Genomic DNA, 17,399 nt, shown 5'->3' on the forward strand with positions numbered 1-17,399 from the left:
ATATTAACGCATTGAACAATCATCTGAAGAACGGGGCTGTTGCCTTGAGTCTGGCTGTTCCAGGGCAACTCGTGCTGAAGTGCTGAACAGGTGATTCCGATTAAGCGTCAGCATACCCTCAGAGGATGGACTTGAAGAAGATGTGCTTGAAGAAGACATGGTAGATAAAGTGAAGGACGAAGAGGTGCTGGTGGAGGTCAAGGGGCTTAGCACTCGCAGCAAACTCTCATGCTGTGCTTTGAGATTATTCAGATTTTCCATCACTTGCTTAAGGCTGCTTCTGATTTTTTTATTCTCACGTTTTAACTCATCCACTTCTTTCTCAAGTTTTCTTTTTTCTGCCGGTTTGGGAGCGAATAATTTTGAGTATTCCTCTCCTAAAGAGTCTTTGAAGCCCTGAAGAATAGACCAGGTAGAAGTGGGTGCCAACTCCGCTTCATTTAGCGCGGGAAGTGTATGGGATGATGACTCCGATTCTGGTAAAAGAGACGGCTTACATTTTTCCAGCATACCCTTGAAATAAACTCCTCTCCAGCGCTGGCTTACCAAACGCTTAACCTGGTAGTATTTTTCGTCCTTATCATTAAAATAGGAATCCTTAACCTCACCTTTCTTCAGTGACTCTCTGAGTTCATAGGAAATGCCCTTCTCAGCTTTTATAAATTGATTAACGAGAATTATAGCGATTCGATCATTGACCATTTCTCCTGGCTTAACCTGCGTATTTGCGTTGGCCAATAAAGTGCTTGCGTCAACTTCTGTATAGTTTTTTCTCAAAGCTGCAAAAAACTTACCCATTTTATCTGAAAGATCTTTTTTAATATAAATATCTAATGTTTCAACTGGCTCTGATGTGAAGGGCATATGACATCCTATGGTGAATAATTTTGCATAATGGGGTGAAATATACCACGAGATGGAGTTATTTTGATCATGTTATTCAAAAAATTTATGTTTCGCCTTTTTATACCAATCGATGGAATCGCTTCTGATTAAGCGCATTCTTAGTTTGAGCTGGTTAATTGATTTGGACAGTATAAATGTCATAATAGTTCTAATCCATAAGCCTCACTTAGCTTGTCACAAGGATATTATGAATCATCAGGGATTGAGTAAATGGCAATTGACAGCCATCATTATTGGAAATGTACTAGAGTGGTATGATTTTGTAGTCTTCTCTTTTATGCTGGTTTTTATATCCAGGCTATTTTTCCCTTCTCAGGATCCGCTAAGCGCCCTTCTTTCTACCACAGCGACATTTGGCATCAGCTTTTGCCTGCGCCCGCTGGGAGGCGTTATTTTTGGGTTATTTGCTGATCGCTACGGCTCGAAATCAGCGATGCTGGTGATTATCGGTTTAATGGCTTTCGCGACATTTCTAATCGTCTGTACCCCCACTTATCGAGATATTGGTATTTACGCTACTTATATCTTAATTATTGCCCGTATGCTGCAAGGTCTGGCAACCAGTGGCGAGTTTGGAACAGCAATCAATCTTCTTATCCGGATGGCTCCAGAAAAAGAGCGTTACTTTTATTCCTCCTGGCAGATGTTTGGTCAACTGCTGGCGCTGGCAATGGGAACAGTTGTCGGCTTATTGATGACTGTATATTTCACAACAGAAACTATCGAAAACTGGGCCTGGCGTTTACCCTTTTTGCTTGGCTTACTGATTATGCCAGTTGGAATATTATTAAGAAAAACGTTCAAACATTCTGCGAGCTCCCTTATCGAAAAGAATGCTTTAAACCCAAAATTTTGGGATCTGGCGCCTTTCAATGTCATCTGCGGAATGGGGTTGGTTGCCGGAGCATCAGTTCCTCTTTATCTGATTATTAATTACATGCCCACATATGCCCATTTATATCTGCATTTTTCTCTGAATGAAGCTTATTTCTGTTGTTTCAGCGGACTATGCGCAGGTTTAATCAGTGTCTTTTTTGGAGGTAAGCTGGCTGATCGCATCAACCCTGTGAAACTGGCGATCTTGTCCTTGTCAGGTCAATTGATACTGGCATTTCCTCTTTATAGTTATCTGCTGCTTGCTCATCAGACCGCATTATTTGCGCTGATTCAAATCATCATGACTGCTCTCATGGGATTTTACCTGGCGAGTTTTGCACCAATGATTGCTGATTTATTTCCTGAATTTATACAAACAACAGGGATTTCTGTCAGCTACAACTTCAGCGTAATGCTATTTGGCGGCTTCGCCCCTTTTATTGTTACCTGGCTGATTCAAAGCACCGGCAGCCCGCTTGCCATGCTTGCTTATTTAATGACTGGTCTCTCATTAGCTCTCATTGTTTGTTTATCAAAAGTAATGATTAAATCTCAAATGCTGGCTTCAAGCGCTTCAGGCTAAATCCTTGGGCGCATATTTCTTAGGTACGTCATCCTGAGCGTAGCGAAGGATCTCAAACTGCTTAGAGCTGAGCCAGATTCAGGAGATCCTTCACTACGTTCGGGATGACGTTGAGACGATTTTATTGAATTAAAATCAAACTCATCCACAACCTGGGGAGTTACCTTTTTCAAATTATTTTTTAAACAGTTTGCCCTTTTTATCATCTCATGATAAAAACTCTTTTTTCCGATTTATCTATTCATTTATGCGCCCTTTTTTTTTCGTAAATCCGCAAACATCATTCTTTTGATGGGAGGACCTGCAACTGGAAAAACCACTGTGGCAAAACACTTTCCGGAGTTTCCTCATATTTCGACTGGCGATCTGTTCAGAAGACACTTGCAGAATGATCATGCCAAGGGAGTGGAATTACAATGTCTTATGAACAAGGGCGGATTACTTCCCGATCAGATAGTATTTAAAGCCCTTTTAGCACAGCCCTGTCTTTGGAAAAGCAATACAGTCTTCCTCGATGGATTCCCGAGAAATCCCAGACAATTGGACTATTTCCTTAAATACTTTGGACAGCCCACCGCCCTGATTTATTTAAATGCCAAAGAAAGTACCATGGTAAAAAATCTGATGGAGCGCGGACGTCCTGATGATAATAAAGAGGCGATACAGGAAAGAATTGATTATTTTAAATCCACAACGCAACCCATGATTAATTCTTTGTTAAAGACGCGAATTAATTCCCTGATATTAGATGGAGATGCAGATCATTTCGACTTAGTCCTGGAAAACATGAGAACATTTTTGATACAAAAAAAACTTCACCCCGAGAAATGGGGCCTCAATTCGCTGTAGACAGTTTTGCGATTTAAGGGGGAGTTGACTGTTTTCGTTTTTCCTTGAAAAACTGGCTGAGCAAGTCCGAGCATTCTTGCTGTAAAATGCCTTCATCTATCTTTAAACGATGGTTTAGAAAGTCCAAAGCTGGAATATTAAGCAGGGTTCCGGCAGCTCCGGCTTTGAAGTCACGGCTGGCAAAAACCAGCCTGTCAATACGCGCATGAACAGCGGCCGCTGCGCACATACAACAGGGTTCGAGAGTGACATACAGTGTAGTGTGATTCAAACGATAGTTTTTCATTATCCGGGCAGCCTGACGCAGAACAACAATCTCAGCGTGTGCACAGGGATCATTATCAGTGATTACTCGATTATGACCCGATGCCAGGAGCTGGCCTTCTGCCGATACCAGAACGGCTCCCACAGGCACCTCACCCGTAGTCTGGGCAAGCCTCGCCTGTTCATAGGCTTGCCACATCCAGTAACGGTCTTTATTCCCACTCAATGGTGGCTGGCGGTTTGCCGGAGATGTCATAAGTTACTCTTGAAACCCCTGCTACTTCATTGATAATACGGTTTGAAACCTTGGCAAGAAACTCCCAGGGTAAATGCGCCCAATGTGCAGTCATAAAATCAATGGTTTCCACCGCTCTCAAACAAATTACAAAATCATAACGACGTCCATCCCCCATCACTCCCACACTTTTGACGGGTAAAAAGACAGCAAAAGCCTGGCTAACTTTGTGATACAGATTTTCGCGATGCAATTCCTCTATAAAAATAGCATCCGCTTGTCGCAAGATGTCTGCATATTCTTTTTTTATCGCACCTAATATCCGCACACCAAGCCCAGGGCCGGGAAAGGGATGACGGAAAACCATATCATGAGGCAGTCCTAATTCAAGGCCAACTTTACGTACTTCATCTTTAAAAAGCTCACGAATGGGCTCAATAAGCTTGAGATTCAGAGTTTCAGGAAGTCCACCCACATTATGATGTGATTTGATAACAACAGAAGCCCCTTTTGTTGCAGCTGATTCAATGACGTCAGGATAAATAGTACCCTGTGCAAGCCATTTCACACCTGGAATGCGGCTTGCCTCGTCATCAAATACGTCAATAAACGTACGGCCAATAATTTTTCGTTTTTTCTCAGGACAATCAACCCCTTCCAACGCCTGTAAAAACCGCTCTTCCGCATTGACAGCGATAACTCGAATGCCCATGTGTCTGGCAAACATAGCCATCACCTGCTCGGACTCGTTTAAGCGCAGCAATCCCGTATCAACAAACACACACGTCAGCTGATCACCAATCGCTTTGTGGAGTAAAGCAGCGACTACTGAAGAATCCACTCCGCCAGAAAGGCCAAGCAATACCTCATCATTGCCCACTTTTTCACGAATCACATTAATTGATCGCTCTATAATATTACCAGGAGTCCAATCCGAACTGGCCTGACAAATTTCCAGCACAAAACGTTTTAAAATTCTTAAACCCTGCAACGTATGGGTGACTTCCGGATGAAATTGCAGCCCATACCAATGCCTGGATTCGTCAGCCATACCGGCAATTGGCGCATTGCTGGTTTCACAGATCACTTCAAACCCCGGAGGAAGACGGCTCACCTTATCTCCATGACTCATCCAGACATCCAGTAAGGCATCACCATTCTCTGTCGTTCTGTCCTCAATATTACTGAGCAGTTGGCTATGACCATGCAAACGTAATTCAGCATAGCCATATTCACGTAGTGAAGAGGATTGAACCTCTCCCCCCAGTTGAGCTGCCATCGTTTGCATTCCATAGCAAATGCCCAATAAAGGCAGATTACAATCATAAACCCAGGAAGGCGCAGAAGGTGTTTCTACTTCAGTAACGGTAGACGGTCCACCGGAAAGAATCAGGCCACAGGGAGATAATTTCAAAAACTCATCCTGCGACAAATCATAGGGGTGAATTTCACAATACACGCCTATCTCGCGAACTCGGCGGGCGATAAGCTGGGTGTACTGTGAACCAAAATCGAGAATGAGAATAGGTTGCCGTTTAATAGAACTCATTTTTTAATTATCCACCTGGTAGTTAGGTGCTTGTTTAGTTATGCTCACATTATGCACATGAGACTCCCGCATACCCGCGTTAGTCACTTCAATAAATCGGGCATTCTCATGCAAGCTTTGAATTGTCTGACATCCGGTATACCCCATGCAGGAACGCAAACCACCCATCATCTGTTGAATAATCGTTTGCACTGGCCCTTTATAGGGAACACGGCCTTCAATACCTTCAGGGACCAGTTTCTCTGCGCCCTGACTCGCATCCTGAAAATATCTGTCACTAGAGCCCTGTGCCTGAGACATTGCACCGATTGATCCCATGCCGCGATAACTTTTATAAGTTCTGCCCTGATACAGTTCAATTTCGCCAGGAGATTCTTCGGTGCCTGCAAACATCCCGCCCAGCATTACTGTATCAGCTCCGGCAGCCAGTGCCTTGCAAATGTCGCCAGAGAAGCGTATTCCCCCATCGGCAATGACCGGTACAGCGCCTTTGACTCCTTCTACCACATTGGCAATAGCGGTGATCTGCGGCACACCAACACCTGTCACAATACGGGTTGTGCAAATCGACCCTGGGCCAATACCTACCTTGACCGCATCCGCTCCTGCTTCAACCAAATCCCGGCCGGCGTCAGCGGTTGCTATATTACCGCCAATGACCTGAATAGAAGGAAAATTCTTTTTAATCCATCGAACTCGATTTAAAACACCTTCTGAGTGTCCGTGTGCCGTATCTACAATCACTACGTCAACGCCTGCGTCGATTAAGGCTTCAATACGTTCATCAGTGCCTTCTCCAACACCAACGGCTGCACCCACTCGCAGCTGCTCGGAACTGTCTTTACAAGCGAAGGGGTTTTCTTTTGCTTTTTGGATATCTTTAACGGTAATCAATCCACGTAACTGGAATGCGTTGTTCACAACCAGGAGTTTTTCCAGACGATGTCGATGCAGCAGACTTCTGATTTCTTCACGGCTTGCGCCCTCTCTTACCGTTACCAATCGCTCTTTGGGAGTCATAACGGCAGAAACCGGTAAAGACAGATTCGTTTCAAAACGAATATCTCTGCTAGTGACAATACCTATCAGCTGGTCGTTCTCAACTACTGGCACACCTGAAAAATTATGCCGCGCCATCACTTCCAGAAGCTCATGAACGGTGACGTTGGGAGTCACAGAAACAGGATCTTTGACCATCCCGCTTTCAAACTTTTTAACTTTCCTGACTTGCTCGGCCTGAGCCTGAATTGTCATATTTTTATGGATAATTCCAATGCCGCCCTCCTGTGCCATAGCAATTGCCAGACGGGCCTCGGTTACGGTATCCATTGCAGCAGAAATCAATGGGATATTGAGCTGGATATCACGAGTTAGTTGAGTTTTGAGCAGGACTTCTTTAGGCAATACAGTGGAGTGAGCGGGAACAAGGAGCACATCATCAAAGGTGAGTGCTTTTTGTAAAACTAAAAGCGCCATGTTAACTCCTAGGTGAGTTTAACCGTATATTATATCATAACTTTAGGATAATTTACAGGTTATACGAGCAGTTTATAAATTTTTTATTGACTTTATCTATTTTTTTCTCATAAAAATCAGAGTTTGACCAGAAGCGAGAATAGGAGAAGGACTTCTCTTGGATCGCTATGAAGAGCCGCCCCTCTTCCCTCACTGCCATTAAGCTGTCTTCCCCGCGAAGGCGGGGATCCATCTCTGAGCTAGCTATAATGCCAATTGAGGAATGGATTCCCGCCTCCGCGGGAAGGACATAATTTCCTTAACTTAACGGCAGTGACCTCTTCCCTTAGGCCTAATGAGCGTGACAACCGAACTTAATTTGGGCCTGATAAAACTTTCTTTTCTGGCCTTCAATAACATCACCTGTGCTGATTACTTCATACCAGGCAAGAGTACCGTAAGATTTGGACGCCTGCAGAATTGCATTATTAATTGCGTCATCTACTCCATCGGTTGATGTACCGGTTAACTCCATAATTTGATAGGCTGCATTTTTCATTTATTCCTCCCTGAATAAATACCATAAATATCAATGAATTTAGTGTATACCAAGATTAGCAGAATGCAAAAAATCTTCTCATTAACTGATAATGCACAGGCCATTACTTTCTTCCGGCAAAACACTGAAATGCTCATAATCGCTAACAAAATGATACAGATTATTGGTTACAGACAAAAATGGAGAAGAGCCAATAATGCGGTAATACAATTCATCGGTGTCAATGAGTTTATTTCCATGTTCCTGCAATACTTTTTCAGCATAGTCTTTGTTTATTTCTCCCCAAAGCCTGAAGATTTGCTTCTGGTGTTCAAGTTTGAACTGAGCTTGAAAATAGGGATTACTGTCTACCCGACAATTATGGAAAAGATTGCCCACCAGAAACAATAGAAACACTCTGGTTTCCAGATAATGCACAGGTTCAGCACCGCACACCGAAGGAACCAGTAATTTCATTATTAAAAAAACCGGATCAAAATTTTTGGCCACAAAATAACTATTCCAGCTGGTATAAAGATCCTGCCATAGTTTATCGATTAAAAACTCACAAACCAGTTTCGGACGCGGATTTAATTTTAATTGCGGCAGTAAAGGATGACTAAAATCACGGCTGATTTCTTCTCCCTGAGGTAAAACCATTTTTCTTGCCACATAACGATTGCTATATCCCTGATGCTCCATGTCGGCAATTAACCCGCAGCCACTGCAGGCATTCGCATAAGCACCCTGATGAGCATCCTCTGCGGTGGCCTCAAGGATATTGAGCGCTACATTTTTAACCGACTCACTGTATTCATGATCAAACTCTTTCGGGCTTATTTTTTTGTTCCACAAAGACAAACCGTATTTTTTAATAAATTTTTTGGCTTCGTTTCTGACAAACTCCGAATCTTTATTGCCATCAAGCTTGCGGAGAAAAGCACCCGCCGTCTGAGCAGGATCTACCGAAATAACCTTAATAGTCTTAAAGGCTGACGCATCCTTTCTTTTATTAAAAAATAAATAACCTAAGGGATTTCCAGCCATCGGTGTATGCCTTTGGCGCACAATGAACCTGTACACGTCTTCGTTAAAACTCTGACTGTTAGCCATTGTTGCTGCAAATGCTTCAAAAAGACACAAAAGATTAATTTGCAGTCTGATAACTGGTACTATTTTTTCAAACTCTTCGTCTGAAATCAGTTTATCTTTCTCAATTTGTTCCAGTAAATTTGCAAAAGGTTCTATATCCAGAATAATGGCAATCAGTTTATGAACCAAGGCACTGACATCAATTGCTTCTGTCTTGATGAGTTTAAGAAATGTGGAAATATTTTCATCCTCTGGTTCAAATTGATCCATTCCAAGATGTGTGAGGATGCCGGAAATAATCTCTGGACTTGTTTTCAAATCAATTTTTGCAATTAGACGGTTTAACAGCTGCTGAGCATGCTTTTTCATTTCCGGCATTAGAAACTCCCTGTTGTCTAATGGTATGAAAATTTAATGTGACAGTATTAATGATGAATTGTCAATCGGTTATGAAGCATATAAGTTGAAACACTTAATGTGGCTCTAGCTACCCGCTTTGGAAATCGCTTTGCTTATTGCTTTCTGGATCATGATTGCATCCCTGGATTTTGGCGGAACAAGGGCGAGTAATCGCTGCCAGTATGAAATCGCGGAGCTGTAATCCTGGTTCAGATAAGCATCCATAGCCAGCATAGACAGAGCATCAGGCTGCTCTGGATTCATTTTTAACAATTTCAGGCAAAGCGTTTTGACTGAATCGTTAAATTTCCCGTCATTCATTTGAAGCTGGCTTTGCGCATAATTAACGATGGTTTTTTCATCGTTCGGCTGAAATTGATAGGCCTTCTGGAATGCCTTATTTGCCTCAGCCCATTGACTCTGGCTCGCATAAAGCCTTCCCAAAAGATACCAGCCACGGGCACTAGCCGGGCTATTATCCAGACGAGCCTTTAGTTTCTCTATTAATTCATCCGTATTTTTAATGGTTGATAAGACCTGTTTAATCTGTTGCTGATTCCGTTCCTTGCTGACAAACTCCTGCCACTCAAACCACCCGCCCCATTGCCAATAGGCCAGACTAACCAGGATAATAATTAAGAGGCTAATTAAACCAATCGTTTTTTTGAATGGTCTTAAAGAACCGGCAATCACTAAAAGCGCCAGAAGCAATATCAGGCCGAGATAAGAAACTAACCACCATTCACTCATTTACAGTTTGCCTCAGACAAGTACGCCAAAATATAAAAAATCCAATCAGGAGAAAAACTGCCGGACCAAACCATAAGACCAGCGTAATCGATTTCACTGGCGGATTAAATAATATGAAATCACCATAGCGATCTGTCAGAAAATTAATAATTTCACTATCGCTTTTTCCGTCTTTCACCATCACATATACTTGCTGGCGTAAATCTTTTGCTAAATCTGCGTGTGAATCTGCCAGATCCTGATTTTGACAGACCAGACAACGCAACTCCTTCAATAAATGATTAAATTGCGCTTCCTGTCTTTCTGTATCCAATGGATACATGGAATTTGCATACACCACATTCACCATGAAAATAGCCAGAATGGCCGCCAGAACGGCTTTCATCATGCTTTTTTCTCCAACTCTCTGATTCGGGGTAAAAATTCGCTTGTCCAGCTTTGTTCGTCAAGGATGCCCACATGTCTGAAGCGAATAATGCCCTGTTGGTCAATCAAAAATGTTTCAGGCGCACCATAAACCCCCAGATCCATGGCCAGTTTGCCCTTTATATCCTCTCCCACAGCAACGTAGGGGTTTCCCCATTCTTTTAGCCATTTACGAGCATCTTCGGGATTATCTTTATAGTTAACGCCATAAATCTTCACACCTTGTTCTGCGAGGTGCATCAGAAAAAACTGCTCCATTGTGCAGGCTTCACACCAGCTCGCCCAGACATTTAACAGAACAATCTGTCCCTTAAATAACTCAGGCGCAAATGCCGGCGCTTCTTGCTGGAGCGCTGGTAAGCTGAAGGAGCCCAATGATTGCCCGAGGCGGGCAGAGGGAAGTTTTTGCGGATCAAGCGAGAGGCCTTTCCATAAAAAAGCAGCAAGTACAACAAATAACAAGAATGGAATGCCGCGAATAAATACTTTTCTCATATTGAAATCTCGGGGTTAAGGTGAACCGCCTGCTTTTTTCTCGCCTGAAAATATCGTCTGTCGGACAAGGCTAAAATACCCCCTGCCAATATAAGAAATCCCCCACCCCAAATCCAGCGTATAAAGGGCTTAAAATAGAGCCTAACGGACCAGGCCGTATCATCGAGAGGCTCTCCCAGGGCCACATAAATATCGCGAAAGACACTTACGTCGATGGCAGATTCTGTCATTGCCATTTTTCCCACATTGTAAATACGTTTTTCCGGGTAAATCGTTTTTGTTTCTTTTTTTGAACTAATTCTGAACTCTGCCTGTGCTCCGTGATAATTCGGCCCGCTTAAGGACGACTCCCGTACAAATTGAATCACATAACCTGCCAGTGAGGCTTTGCTTCCTGGCGTCATGCGCACATCATCCTGAATACCGTAAGCTGTTGAAACAGCAATACCAATCACAGTAGCAGCTACGCCCAGATGAGCGAAAATCATTCCCCAGAACGCCTGAGTGATGGCCTGAATACCCCGCTGTCTTATTCTTAAAATGATTAGGAATATGGTGCTTAAAATAATCCAAAAGGCCAGGCACAATCCCAGCAGGCAATAGCCATTAATTTCTGGAGCGAGGAATAAAAGCAGGATAAAAGGAAACAGCAGGCTGCATATAATCACCGGTAACAGTTTTTTAAATGTGCTTCGCACCGCATCCTGATGCCAGCGCAAATGAATACCTAGTCCCATAACAATTAGCAGAGGAATCATCAGAGGAACAAATACCGCATTAAAGTAAGGCGCACCCACAGAGAGCTTACCTAAACCGAGACCATCAACTAATAAGGGATAAACAGTACCCATAAGTACTGTCAGCATGGCGACAGCTAAAAATACATTATTAAGTAATAAAGCACTCTCTCGCGAAAAAATACTGGGACTTCCCTGCTTCTGGAGATATTTAGCGCGCAGAGAAAAAATAAGCAGGGAGCCGCCAATAACCACTAATAAAAAGCCAAGAATAAATAGTCCTCTTTGCGGATCAACAGCGAAGGCATGAACTGAAGTCAAAACGCCGGAGCGAACTAAAAAGGTACCGATAAGACTCAAAGAAAAGGCGGTAATCGCTAACAGCAAGGTCCAGGCAATAAATTGTTTTCGCTGCTCACTGACTGCCAGAGAGTGCAATAGTGCAGTACCGACCAGCCATGGCATAAATGACGCATTTTCCACCGGATCCCAAAACCACCAGCCACCCCAGCCTAATTCCCGATAGGCCCACCAGCTTCCCAGTGTGATACCTGCGGTTAAGCAGCACCATGCAGCGAGAGTCCAGGGGCGTGTCCATTTAGCCCATATTGACTCAAACTCCCCTGCCCACAAAGCGGCAATAGCAAATGCAAACGCCACCGAGAACCCAACATACCCCATATATAACATGGGCGGGTGGAAGAGAAATCCGGGATCCTGCAATAGAGGATTCAGATCACGGCCTTCCGTATCTAGCAACTGAAACTGGCGTAAAAAAGGATTGGAGGTAAGCAACAGAAAGAGTAAAAAACCAATACATAACAGGGCAAGGATAATCAGAACGCGCACTCGAAATTTTGGGTCCAGCGAATTACTGGCCAGACTAACGGCCACAGTCCAGAAACTTAAAATAAGCACCCACAAGAGCATTGAGCCTTCATGCCCGCCCCATACAGCACAAAGTTTATAAAACCAGGGCAAGGAAAGGCTGGAATTGGAAAGCACGTAGGAGACCGAAAAATCGTCATTGAGAAAGCAAATTGTCAAACAGAGATAGGCGAATGCAACGAAAGCAAACAAAGCGACTACATAATAATTTGCACTCTTAATGAGAACAGCATTGTTCCTGATAAGCCCAACAAACGGCACTGAGGCCAAAAGAACTGCAAACAGCAGCGCTAAAATGAGACTAAACAAACCGATTTCAGCAATCATTAACTTATATTTCTCTTTGTTTTAGCCAAACTTGCCTTCACTTCAGGAGGCATGTAGTTAGCATCGTGTTTAGCCAATACTTCAGTGGCTGCAAACTGACCGTTATCGAGTAATTGTCCCTTTGTTACGATTCCCTGATTTTCCCGAAACAGATCAGGCAGGATGCCTCGATAATGGACCGTAACTTTCTGGTTGAAATCGGTCAGTTCAAACTGGACAGATAAATCCTTTTCAGAACGAATCACACTTCCCACAGCAACCATGCCGCCCACACGAATCACCTGTTGATGAGGGGCCTCTCCAGATGCTATCTGGCTTGGTGTATAAAACAAGCTGATATTCTGCCTTAAGGCATACATCACCAGAGCAGCCGCAACTCCCAGAATAGAACCAATAAATACTAGCCGGGTTAATTTTTTGCGACGAGCAGGATTCATGACTGATTTCTCTTTAACCAGCGCTGCAATTTTCTTCGGGTTTGTTTTCGCTGCCATTTAATGCCCAGCAAATTCATAACCAGCAGCACGCAAACCAGGCCATAGGCAGGCCAGATATAAATGGAGTACCCCCCCATAGAAAACCAGCTAATAAATTCGTTAATCATACATTTTCTTCCAGGAGTTTTCTCACCCAATGCTGACGCTTTTCACGTATTAACAGCTCATTACCCGCTTTGTGTAAAATAACCCAGACGCAAAAGAAGGAAAATCCTGCAAGGGTCAATAACAAGGGATACAGCATTGGCAGTGCAATTTTTGGTTTGGCAAATAAGGACAATGTCGCTCCCTGATGCAGCGTGTTCCACCAGTAAACTGAATAATGAATCACGGGCAAATCAATTGCTCCGACCAATGTTAATACAGCCACCAGCCTATCACCCTGATCTTTATTTTTGAAGGTTGCGGCCGTTGCCAGTATGGCTATATACAGAACTAACAGAATAAGCTCGGAAGTCAATCGGGCATCCCATACCCACCAGGTTCCCCACATGGGTTTTCCCCATATACTGCCAGTTGCTAAAGCAATAAATGCCATGCACGCACCGGTTTGTGCAGCAGCGTTTAACATCAGCCCTGCAAGCTTGATTCGCCAAACTAATAGCAACAGAGACATAAACGCCATAAAGCCATATAAGGACAATGACAGGAAGGCGGCCGGCACATGAATATAGATAATGCGAAACGCATCACCCTGCTGATAATCAGCTGGAGCAAAAATAAGTCCCCAGGCAAAACCGAGGATTAAAAAGATACAGGCAAGCCAGCCCAAAACGCCAAGCCAGCGTTGAGTCTTGTTAAAAAAGCTTTGCGGCGATGCCATTTGGTATAAAAATTTCCACATAGGGAATTTATGAATCAGAAAAAAAGCTAAATTCTATCATGCATTAATCGCTAAGGCTAATGCGAATCACAGCAGAAATTGCAAAAGGCAGAAAACTGACTGCCAGAAGAGACAGTGCAGCAAGAATTGCCAGATAAGCAGAAGCAGATGAACCCTCCAGGGCGGCCAGGCAAGCTCCACTTCCAAATATCATCACCGGAATTACCAAAGGCAGGAGAATTAAAGCCATGAAAATCCCTTTCTGTTGTAAGCGAGTGCTAAAGGCGGCAGCCAGTACACAAAGAGCAAGAATAGCAGGGGTTCCTAAAATTAAGCTTGCGGCCAGTAAAGCGGCTTCCTGATAACTAAAACTAAATAGAAATGCCAGCAAGGGGCAAAATAACAACATGGGAATAATAGAAAATAACCAGTGGATAAAAAGCTTGGCTACAACAATCAGGTTAAGCGAAAAACCGGATATTAACCATTGTTCAATGATGCCATCCTCATAATCTTGCTGAAATATTCGCTCCGATGCCAGCAACAGAGACAATAGCATGGCAGTCCAGATTAAACCTGGAGCGACCTGACGCACAATTTCTTTAACAGGCGGAATAGTCAGGGGAAAGAAAATGACAATCATGAAAAAAAACAAACTGGTATTCAGTAGCCCGCGAGGCTGGCGTGAATAAATAAGTAATTCTCGCTTTAGCTGATTTTTGAATATTCTCAAAGACAGTACTCCAGATCAGGTCGTAATTGAGAAGGTAGTTGCTGATGAGAAGTCATCACGACCTGACCACCCCGCCCCAAATGCTCATTCAAACAGCCTGCCAGACAGCGCAGAGAAAACTCATCCAGAGCAGTTAATGGTTCATCCAATAACCATAAGTTGGCTTTTGTCATTAGAATACGAAGTAAGCCGGCCCGGCGCCGTTGTCCCGCTGACAATTGATAAACAGGTTTATCAGCGACTTCTGTCAATCTTAAGCGCGAGAAAATTTCATACAAATCCTGCTGGCTTTGCTGCTGTAAATCAAAAAGGCAATTTTCCCTGACAGTCAATAAAGGACTTAATCCCTGCTTATGGCCCACATAGCAAATCTGACGGTAATAGGAGGATAAATCCTCATAAATTGATTTTCCATTGAAACAAATATCACCAGACACTGGTTGTTGTAAACCGGCTATCAAACGCAAAAGAGTCGTTTTTCCGGAACCATTAACCCCTTTCAGATGCAATAATTGACCTCGGACGAGGGAAAAACTGACATTTTTGAATAATAACTGATCTTCATATTCAAAGCTGAGTGCAGAAACGCTAAACATACTGAATCTTGGAGGGAAATGCCTATTATAACCCAGAGTGAAGAACTTACAAATTTTCTTGCTTTATCCTTAATTATGAAGGATCTTATGACAATTTGAATTTTGAGAGTTGGTATGGAATTTCTGGCCCATTACGGGATGTTTCTTTTAAAGTGTTTAACCATTGTGATTAGTCTTTTGCTTGCTTTAGCTGGAATCATGGCGATAAGCAAAAAACCAAGGCCTAAACTGGAAATTGTCTCTCTTAATAAACAATATGAAGAGATCAGGCAGTTGATGTTTAAAAAAGTCACTGGCAAAGCAGAGAAAGTTAAAAAGTCCAAAAAAGAAAGCAAATCAGAAAAGCCTTCCCTCTATGTTTTACAGTTTCATGGGGATATTAAAGCCACTGAAGTGGAGCAATTGCGTGATGCCATCACTGCGATTTTATCCATAGCGGGTAAGAAAGATGAAGTGTTGCTTCTGCTGGAAAGTCCAGGTGGTGCTGTGAATGGCTATGGTCTTGCAGCCTCCCAATTACTGCGCATTCGCGATAAGAATATTCCATTGACTGTCTGCATTGATAAAGTTGCCGCCAGCGGCGGATATTTAATGGCGTGCATTGCCAATAGAATAGTTGCGGCCCCTTTTTCAATTGTAGGATCCATTGGCGTGGTTTCACAAATCCCAAACTTTCATCGCTGGTTGAAAAAACACAATGTGGACGTAGAGTTAATTACTGCCGGCGAATATAAAAGAACACTGACTATTCTTGGAGAAAACACCGAAAAGGGAAGGCAAAAATTTCAGGAGGATCTTGAAAAAATACATCAGGCCTTTCGCGAATTTGTGTTGCAGAATCGCGAGGAAATTGATATCGATCAAGTATCCACAGGAGAGCACTGGCTGTCACTCGATGCCTTCAAGTTAAAGCTGGTAGACGAATTGAAAACCAGCGATGAGGTAATTATTGAAAAACTGAATCACTTTAATGTGTATAAAATAATTTCACATCACCGCCAGTCGCTAGCCAGTAAAATCCTTAAACCGGCTGCCAAAATGCTTCATCCCTGGGCTTGAGCTGAAAAACTGCCTCCACTTAGGTTGGGCCAAGGGCCCAACCTATATGTAGTTAACAAACCATTTGTTAATAATCTCTAAATGGAATGAATGATACTTGCACCAGTCTTCTATGATTCTGCTATCCAGATCTTTTGTTGGCCCATGCACTCCCTGAGATAAGTTTTCAGACAATAACGTCAAAGCGGCAATATTATGAATATAAAACTCAGGGTCAATATACTTCATTGGAGTGGGGTCATTGAGAACAAAATTAACTGGTTTTTTCTGGTTAAGGACTTCTTCCTCACCAAACCCTGCTCCATACTCATCATACACACCCATATTGGCCAATATCTTCCCACTAAACCAGTCATGCGGGTAGGCATTCATAATCGCTTTGCTTCCTGTTGCGGTAACAATAATTTCCGCATTCTGGATCGCTTGATGTAATGTTTGCCTATCTAGCGGGGTAATCGCTTCTATTCCTAGCTGTCGGGCTGACCTGCGTTGATTTTCACAGATATCAACTGCCATAACAGCAGCTTTATTCTGAGCACAGAAATAGGCGACTCCCCTGCCAATTTTTCCAAAGCCAAAAATTAGCCATGATTTGTTTACCGTATTGATGCCAAGCAATTGTGATATCGCTGAATGGCAACTATCAGCACAGCCAAAAACAGTTTCAAGTTGCTTTGTTAAACTGTGATCAATACTGATTACTGGAAAATTCAGTGCCTGGTTACGGTAAAATAGATCGCCTGAGCCAGTTAGCTCAATTGATCCGATGCCTGGCTTACCCAAAGCCTGATACAGTTCAGCGCCACAATCAAAATAAAGATCAAAAGTCTCAGATCGTAACTGACTCAGATTTTCAGTATACCGAATGCCAGCCTGCTTTAAACAATCTACCGCCTCGGGATGAGCCGTCATAAATGAAGAAGGGTTTGTCACCGTCACTTCCGCGCCCCCTGCAATAAGACAGGCTATTTTTAATAGTGTATTGGGAACCAGGGGAACGTGGTGCACCACTCGTAAACCTGCCAGCGGTTTTGCTACTCTCCATTCTTCAAGCTGCCGATGCATGAAAGGAGCAGCTTCTTTTGTATAAATTTTGAAATAGTTTGCTAAGGAGGGATGCATGAGCACTGCTTAAAAATGAAATGAGGCAATGGTATTTGAAACATAAAAAGAACACAAGTCCAACATATTCAGTGCCAAATGCAAAATGGTTGCCCGCCTGCGCGGGCATGACAGGATTTTATCTGTATAACAGTTTCCTACGCTTCCCTCTTGGAAAAATGTCATGCCCGCGCAGGCGGGCAACCATCTATCAAAATAAT

Annotated in this window: 19 protein-coding genes; 3 read left to right on the forward strand and 16 right to left on the reverse strand. The window is 43.1% G+C overall.

Annotated features, from left to right (window positions below; genetic code table 11):
- Nucleotides 1-3 precede the first annotated feature (3 nt).
- Nucleotides 4-864 carry a hypothetical protein gene (locus B1207_RS00120; RefSeq protein WP_112217981.1) on the reverse strand — a complete coding sequence of 287 codons (861 nt, stop codon included), beginning with the start codon at nt 862-864 and terminating at the stop codon, nt 4-6.
- Nucleotides 865-1,093: 229 nt separating this feature from the next.
- Between B1207_RS00120 and B1207_RS00125 the strand changes: the two genes are divergently transcribed.
- A complete protein-coding gene (locus B1207_RS00125; protein WP_172458025.1) occupies nt 1,094-2,365 on the forward strand; it encodes an MFS transporter in 1,272 nt (423 codons plus the stop codon).
- Nucleotides 2,366-2,656: 291 nt separating this feature from the next.
- Complete coding sequence (locus tag B1207_RS00130; RefSeq protein ID WP_112217983.1) at nt 2,657-3,214, forward strand: nucleoside monophosphate kinase; 558 nt, start codon at nt 2,657-2,659, stop codon at nt 3,212-3,214.
- A gap of 13 nt (nt 3,215-3,227) precedes the next feature.
- Here the strand turns inward: B1207_RS00130 and tadA are convergent, their stop codons facing one another.
- The 14 genes from tadA to ccmA all read right to left on the reverse strand — a co-directional run bounded on the left by tadA (nt 3,228) and on the right by ccmA (nt 15,018).
- Nucleotides 3,228-3,734, reverse strand: coding sequence for a tRNA adenosine(34) deaminase TadA (gene tadA / locus B1207_RS00135; RefSeq protein WP_253255748.1), 507 nt, complete (start codon nt 3,732-3,734; stop codon nt 3,228-3,230).
- Nucleotides 3,691-5,262, reverse strand: a complete 1,572-nt coding sequence (gene guaA, locus B1207_RS00140) for a glutamine-hydrolyzing GMP synthase (RefSeq protein WP_112217985.1) — start codon at nt 5,260-5,262, stop codon at nt 3,691-3,693. Before guaA ends, tadA begins: the two co-directional genes overlap by 44 nt.
- Nucleotides 5,263-5,265: 3 nt before the next feature.
- A complete protein-coding gene (gene guaB / locus B1207_RS00145) occupies nt 5,266-6,738 on the reverse strand; it encodes an IMP dehydrogenase (protein WP_058506716.1) in 1,473 nt (490 codons plus the stop codon).
- A gap of 331 nt (nt 6,739-7,069) precedes the next feature.
- Entirely contained in the window at nt 7,070-7,276 is a 207-nt protein-coding gene (locus B1207_RS00150; RefSeq protein WP_112217986.1) for a dodecin family protein, read from the reverse strand.
- Between the two features lie 81 nt (nt 7,277-7,357).
- Nucleotides 7,358-8,725: a hypothetical protein gene (locus tag B1207_RS00155; protein WP_112217987.1), complete on the reverse strand. Its 1,368-nt coding sequence runs from the start codon at nt 8,723-8,725 to the stop codon at nt 7,358-7,360.
- A gap of 105 nt (nt 8,726-8,830) precedes the next feature.
- A complete protein-coding gene (locus tag B1207_RS00160; protein ID WP_112217988.1) occupies nt 8,831-9,496 on the reverse strand; it encodes a tetratricopeptide repeat protein in 666 nt (221 codons plus the stop codon).
- Entirely contained in the window at nt 9,489-9,884 is a 396-nt protein-coding gene (locus B1207_RS00165) for a cytochrome c-type biogenesis protein (RefSeq protein ID WP_410054758.1), read from the reverse strand. Before B1207_RS00165 ends, B1207_RS00160 begins: the two co-directional genes overlap by 8 nt.
- Complete coding sequence (locus B1207_RS00170) at nt 9,881-10,417, reverse strand: DsbE family thiol:disulfide interchange protein (RefSeq protein ID WP_112217989.1); 537 nt, start codon at nt 10,415-10,417, stop codon at nt 9,881-9,883. Before B1207_RS00170 ends, B1207_RS00165 begins: the two co-directional genes overlap by 4 nt.
- The gene (locus tag B1207_RS00175; protein WP_112217990.1) at nt 10,414-12,369 is read right to left on the reverse strand and encodes a heme lyase CcmF/NrfE family subunit; all 1,956 of its coding nucleotides are present in this window, start codon (nt 12,367-12,369) and stop codon (nt 10,414-10,416) included. The genes B1207_RS00170 and B1207_RS00175 overlap by 4 nt, the downstream gene beginning before the upstream one ends.
- Nucleotides 12,369-12,806, reverse strand: a complete 438-nt coding sequence (gene ccmE, locus B1207_RS00180) for a cytochrome c maturation protein CcmE (RefSeq protein WP_112217991.1) — start codon at nt 12,804-12,806, stop codon at nt 12,369-12,371. The genes B1207_RS00175 and ccmE overlap by 1 nt, the downstream gene beginning before the upstream one ends.
- Nucleotides 12,803-12,973, reverse strand: a complete 171-nt coding sequence (ccmD, locus tag B1207_RS00185; RefSeq protein ID WP_255665307.1) for a heme exporter protein CcmD — start codon at nt 12,971-12,973, stop codon at nt 12,803-12,805. The genes ccmE and ccmD overlap by 4 nt, the downstream gene beginning before the upstream one ends.
- Nucleotides 12,970-13,728 (reverse strand): heme ABC transporter permease CcmC, encoded by a 759-nt coding sequence (gene ccmC / locus B1207_RS00190; protein ID WP_112217992.1) that lies wholly within the window; start codon nt 13,726-13,728, stop codon nt 12,970-12,972. Before ccmC ends, ccmD begins: the two co-directional genes overlap by 4 nt.
- Before the next feature lie 25 nt (nt 13,729-13,753).
- Nucleotides 13,754-14,422, reverse strand: coding sequence for a heme exporter protein CcmB (gene ccmB, locus B1207_RS00195; RefSeq protein WP_233012612.1), 669 nt, complete (start codon nt 14,420-14,422; stop codon nt 13,754-13,756).
- Nucleotides 14,419-15,018, reverse strand: coding sequence for a cytochrome c biogenesis heme-transporting ATPase CcmA (gene ccmA, locus B1207_RS00200; protein WP_112217994.1), 600 nt, complete (start codon nt 15,016-15,018; stop codon nt 14,419-14,421). The genes ccmB and ccmA overlap by 4 nt, the downstream gene beginning before the upstream one ends.
- Before the next feature lie 114 nt (nt 15,019-15,132).
- On the opposite strand from ccmA, the gene sohB reads away from it, so the two are divergent.
- On the forward strand, nt 15,133-16,077 hold the full coding sequence (gene sohB / locus B1207_RS00205; protein WP_112217995.1) for a protease SohB: 945 nt from the start codon (nt 15,133-15,135) through the stop codon (nt 16,075-16,077).
- Nucleotides 16,078-16,119: 42 nt separating this feature from the next.
- Here the strand turns inward: sohB and B1207_RS00210 are convergent, their stop codons facing one another.
- A complete protein-coding gene (locus B1207_RS00210; protein ID WP_112217996.1) occupies nt 16,120-17,199 on the reverse strand; it encodes an NAD-binding protein in 1,080 nt (359 codons plus the stop codon).
- Between the last annotated feature and the right edge of the window lie 200 nt (nt 17,200-17,399).

Origin of the sequence: Legionella quinlivanii, assembly GCF_003265995.1 — a bacterium.
In the GTDB taxonomy this organism is placed as follows: domain Bacteria; phylum Pseudomonadota; class Gammaproteobacteria; order Legionellales; family Legionellaceae; genus Legionella_C; species Legionella_C quinlivanii_A.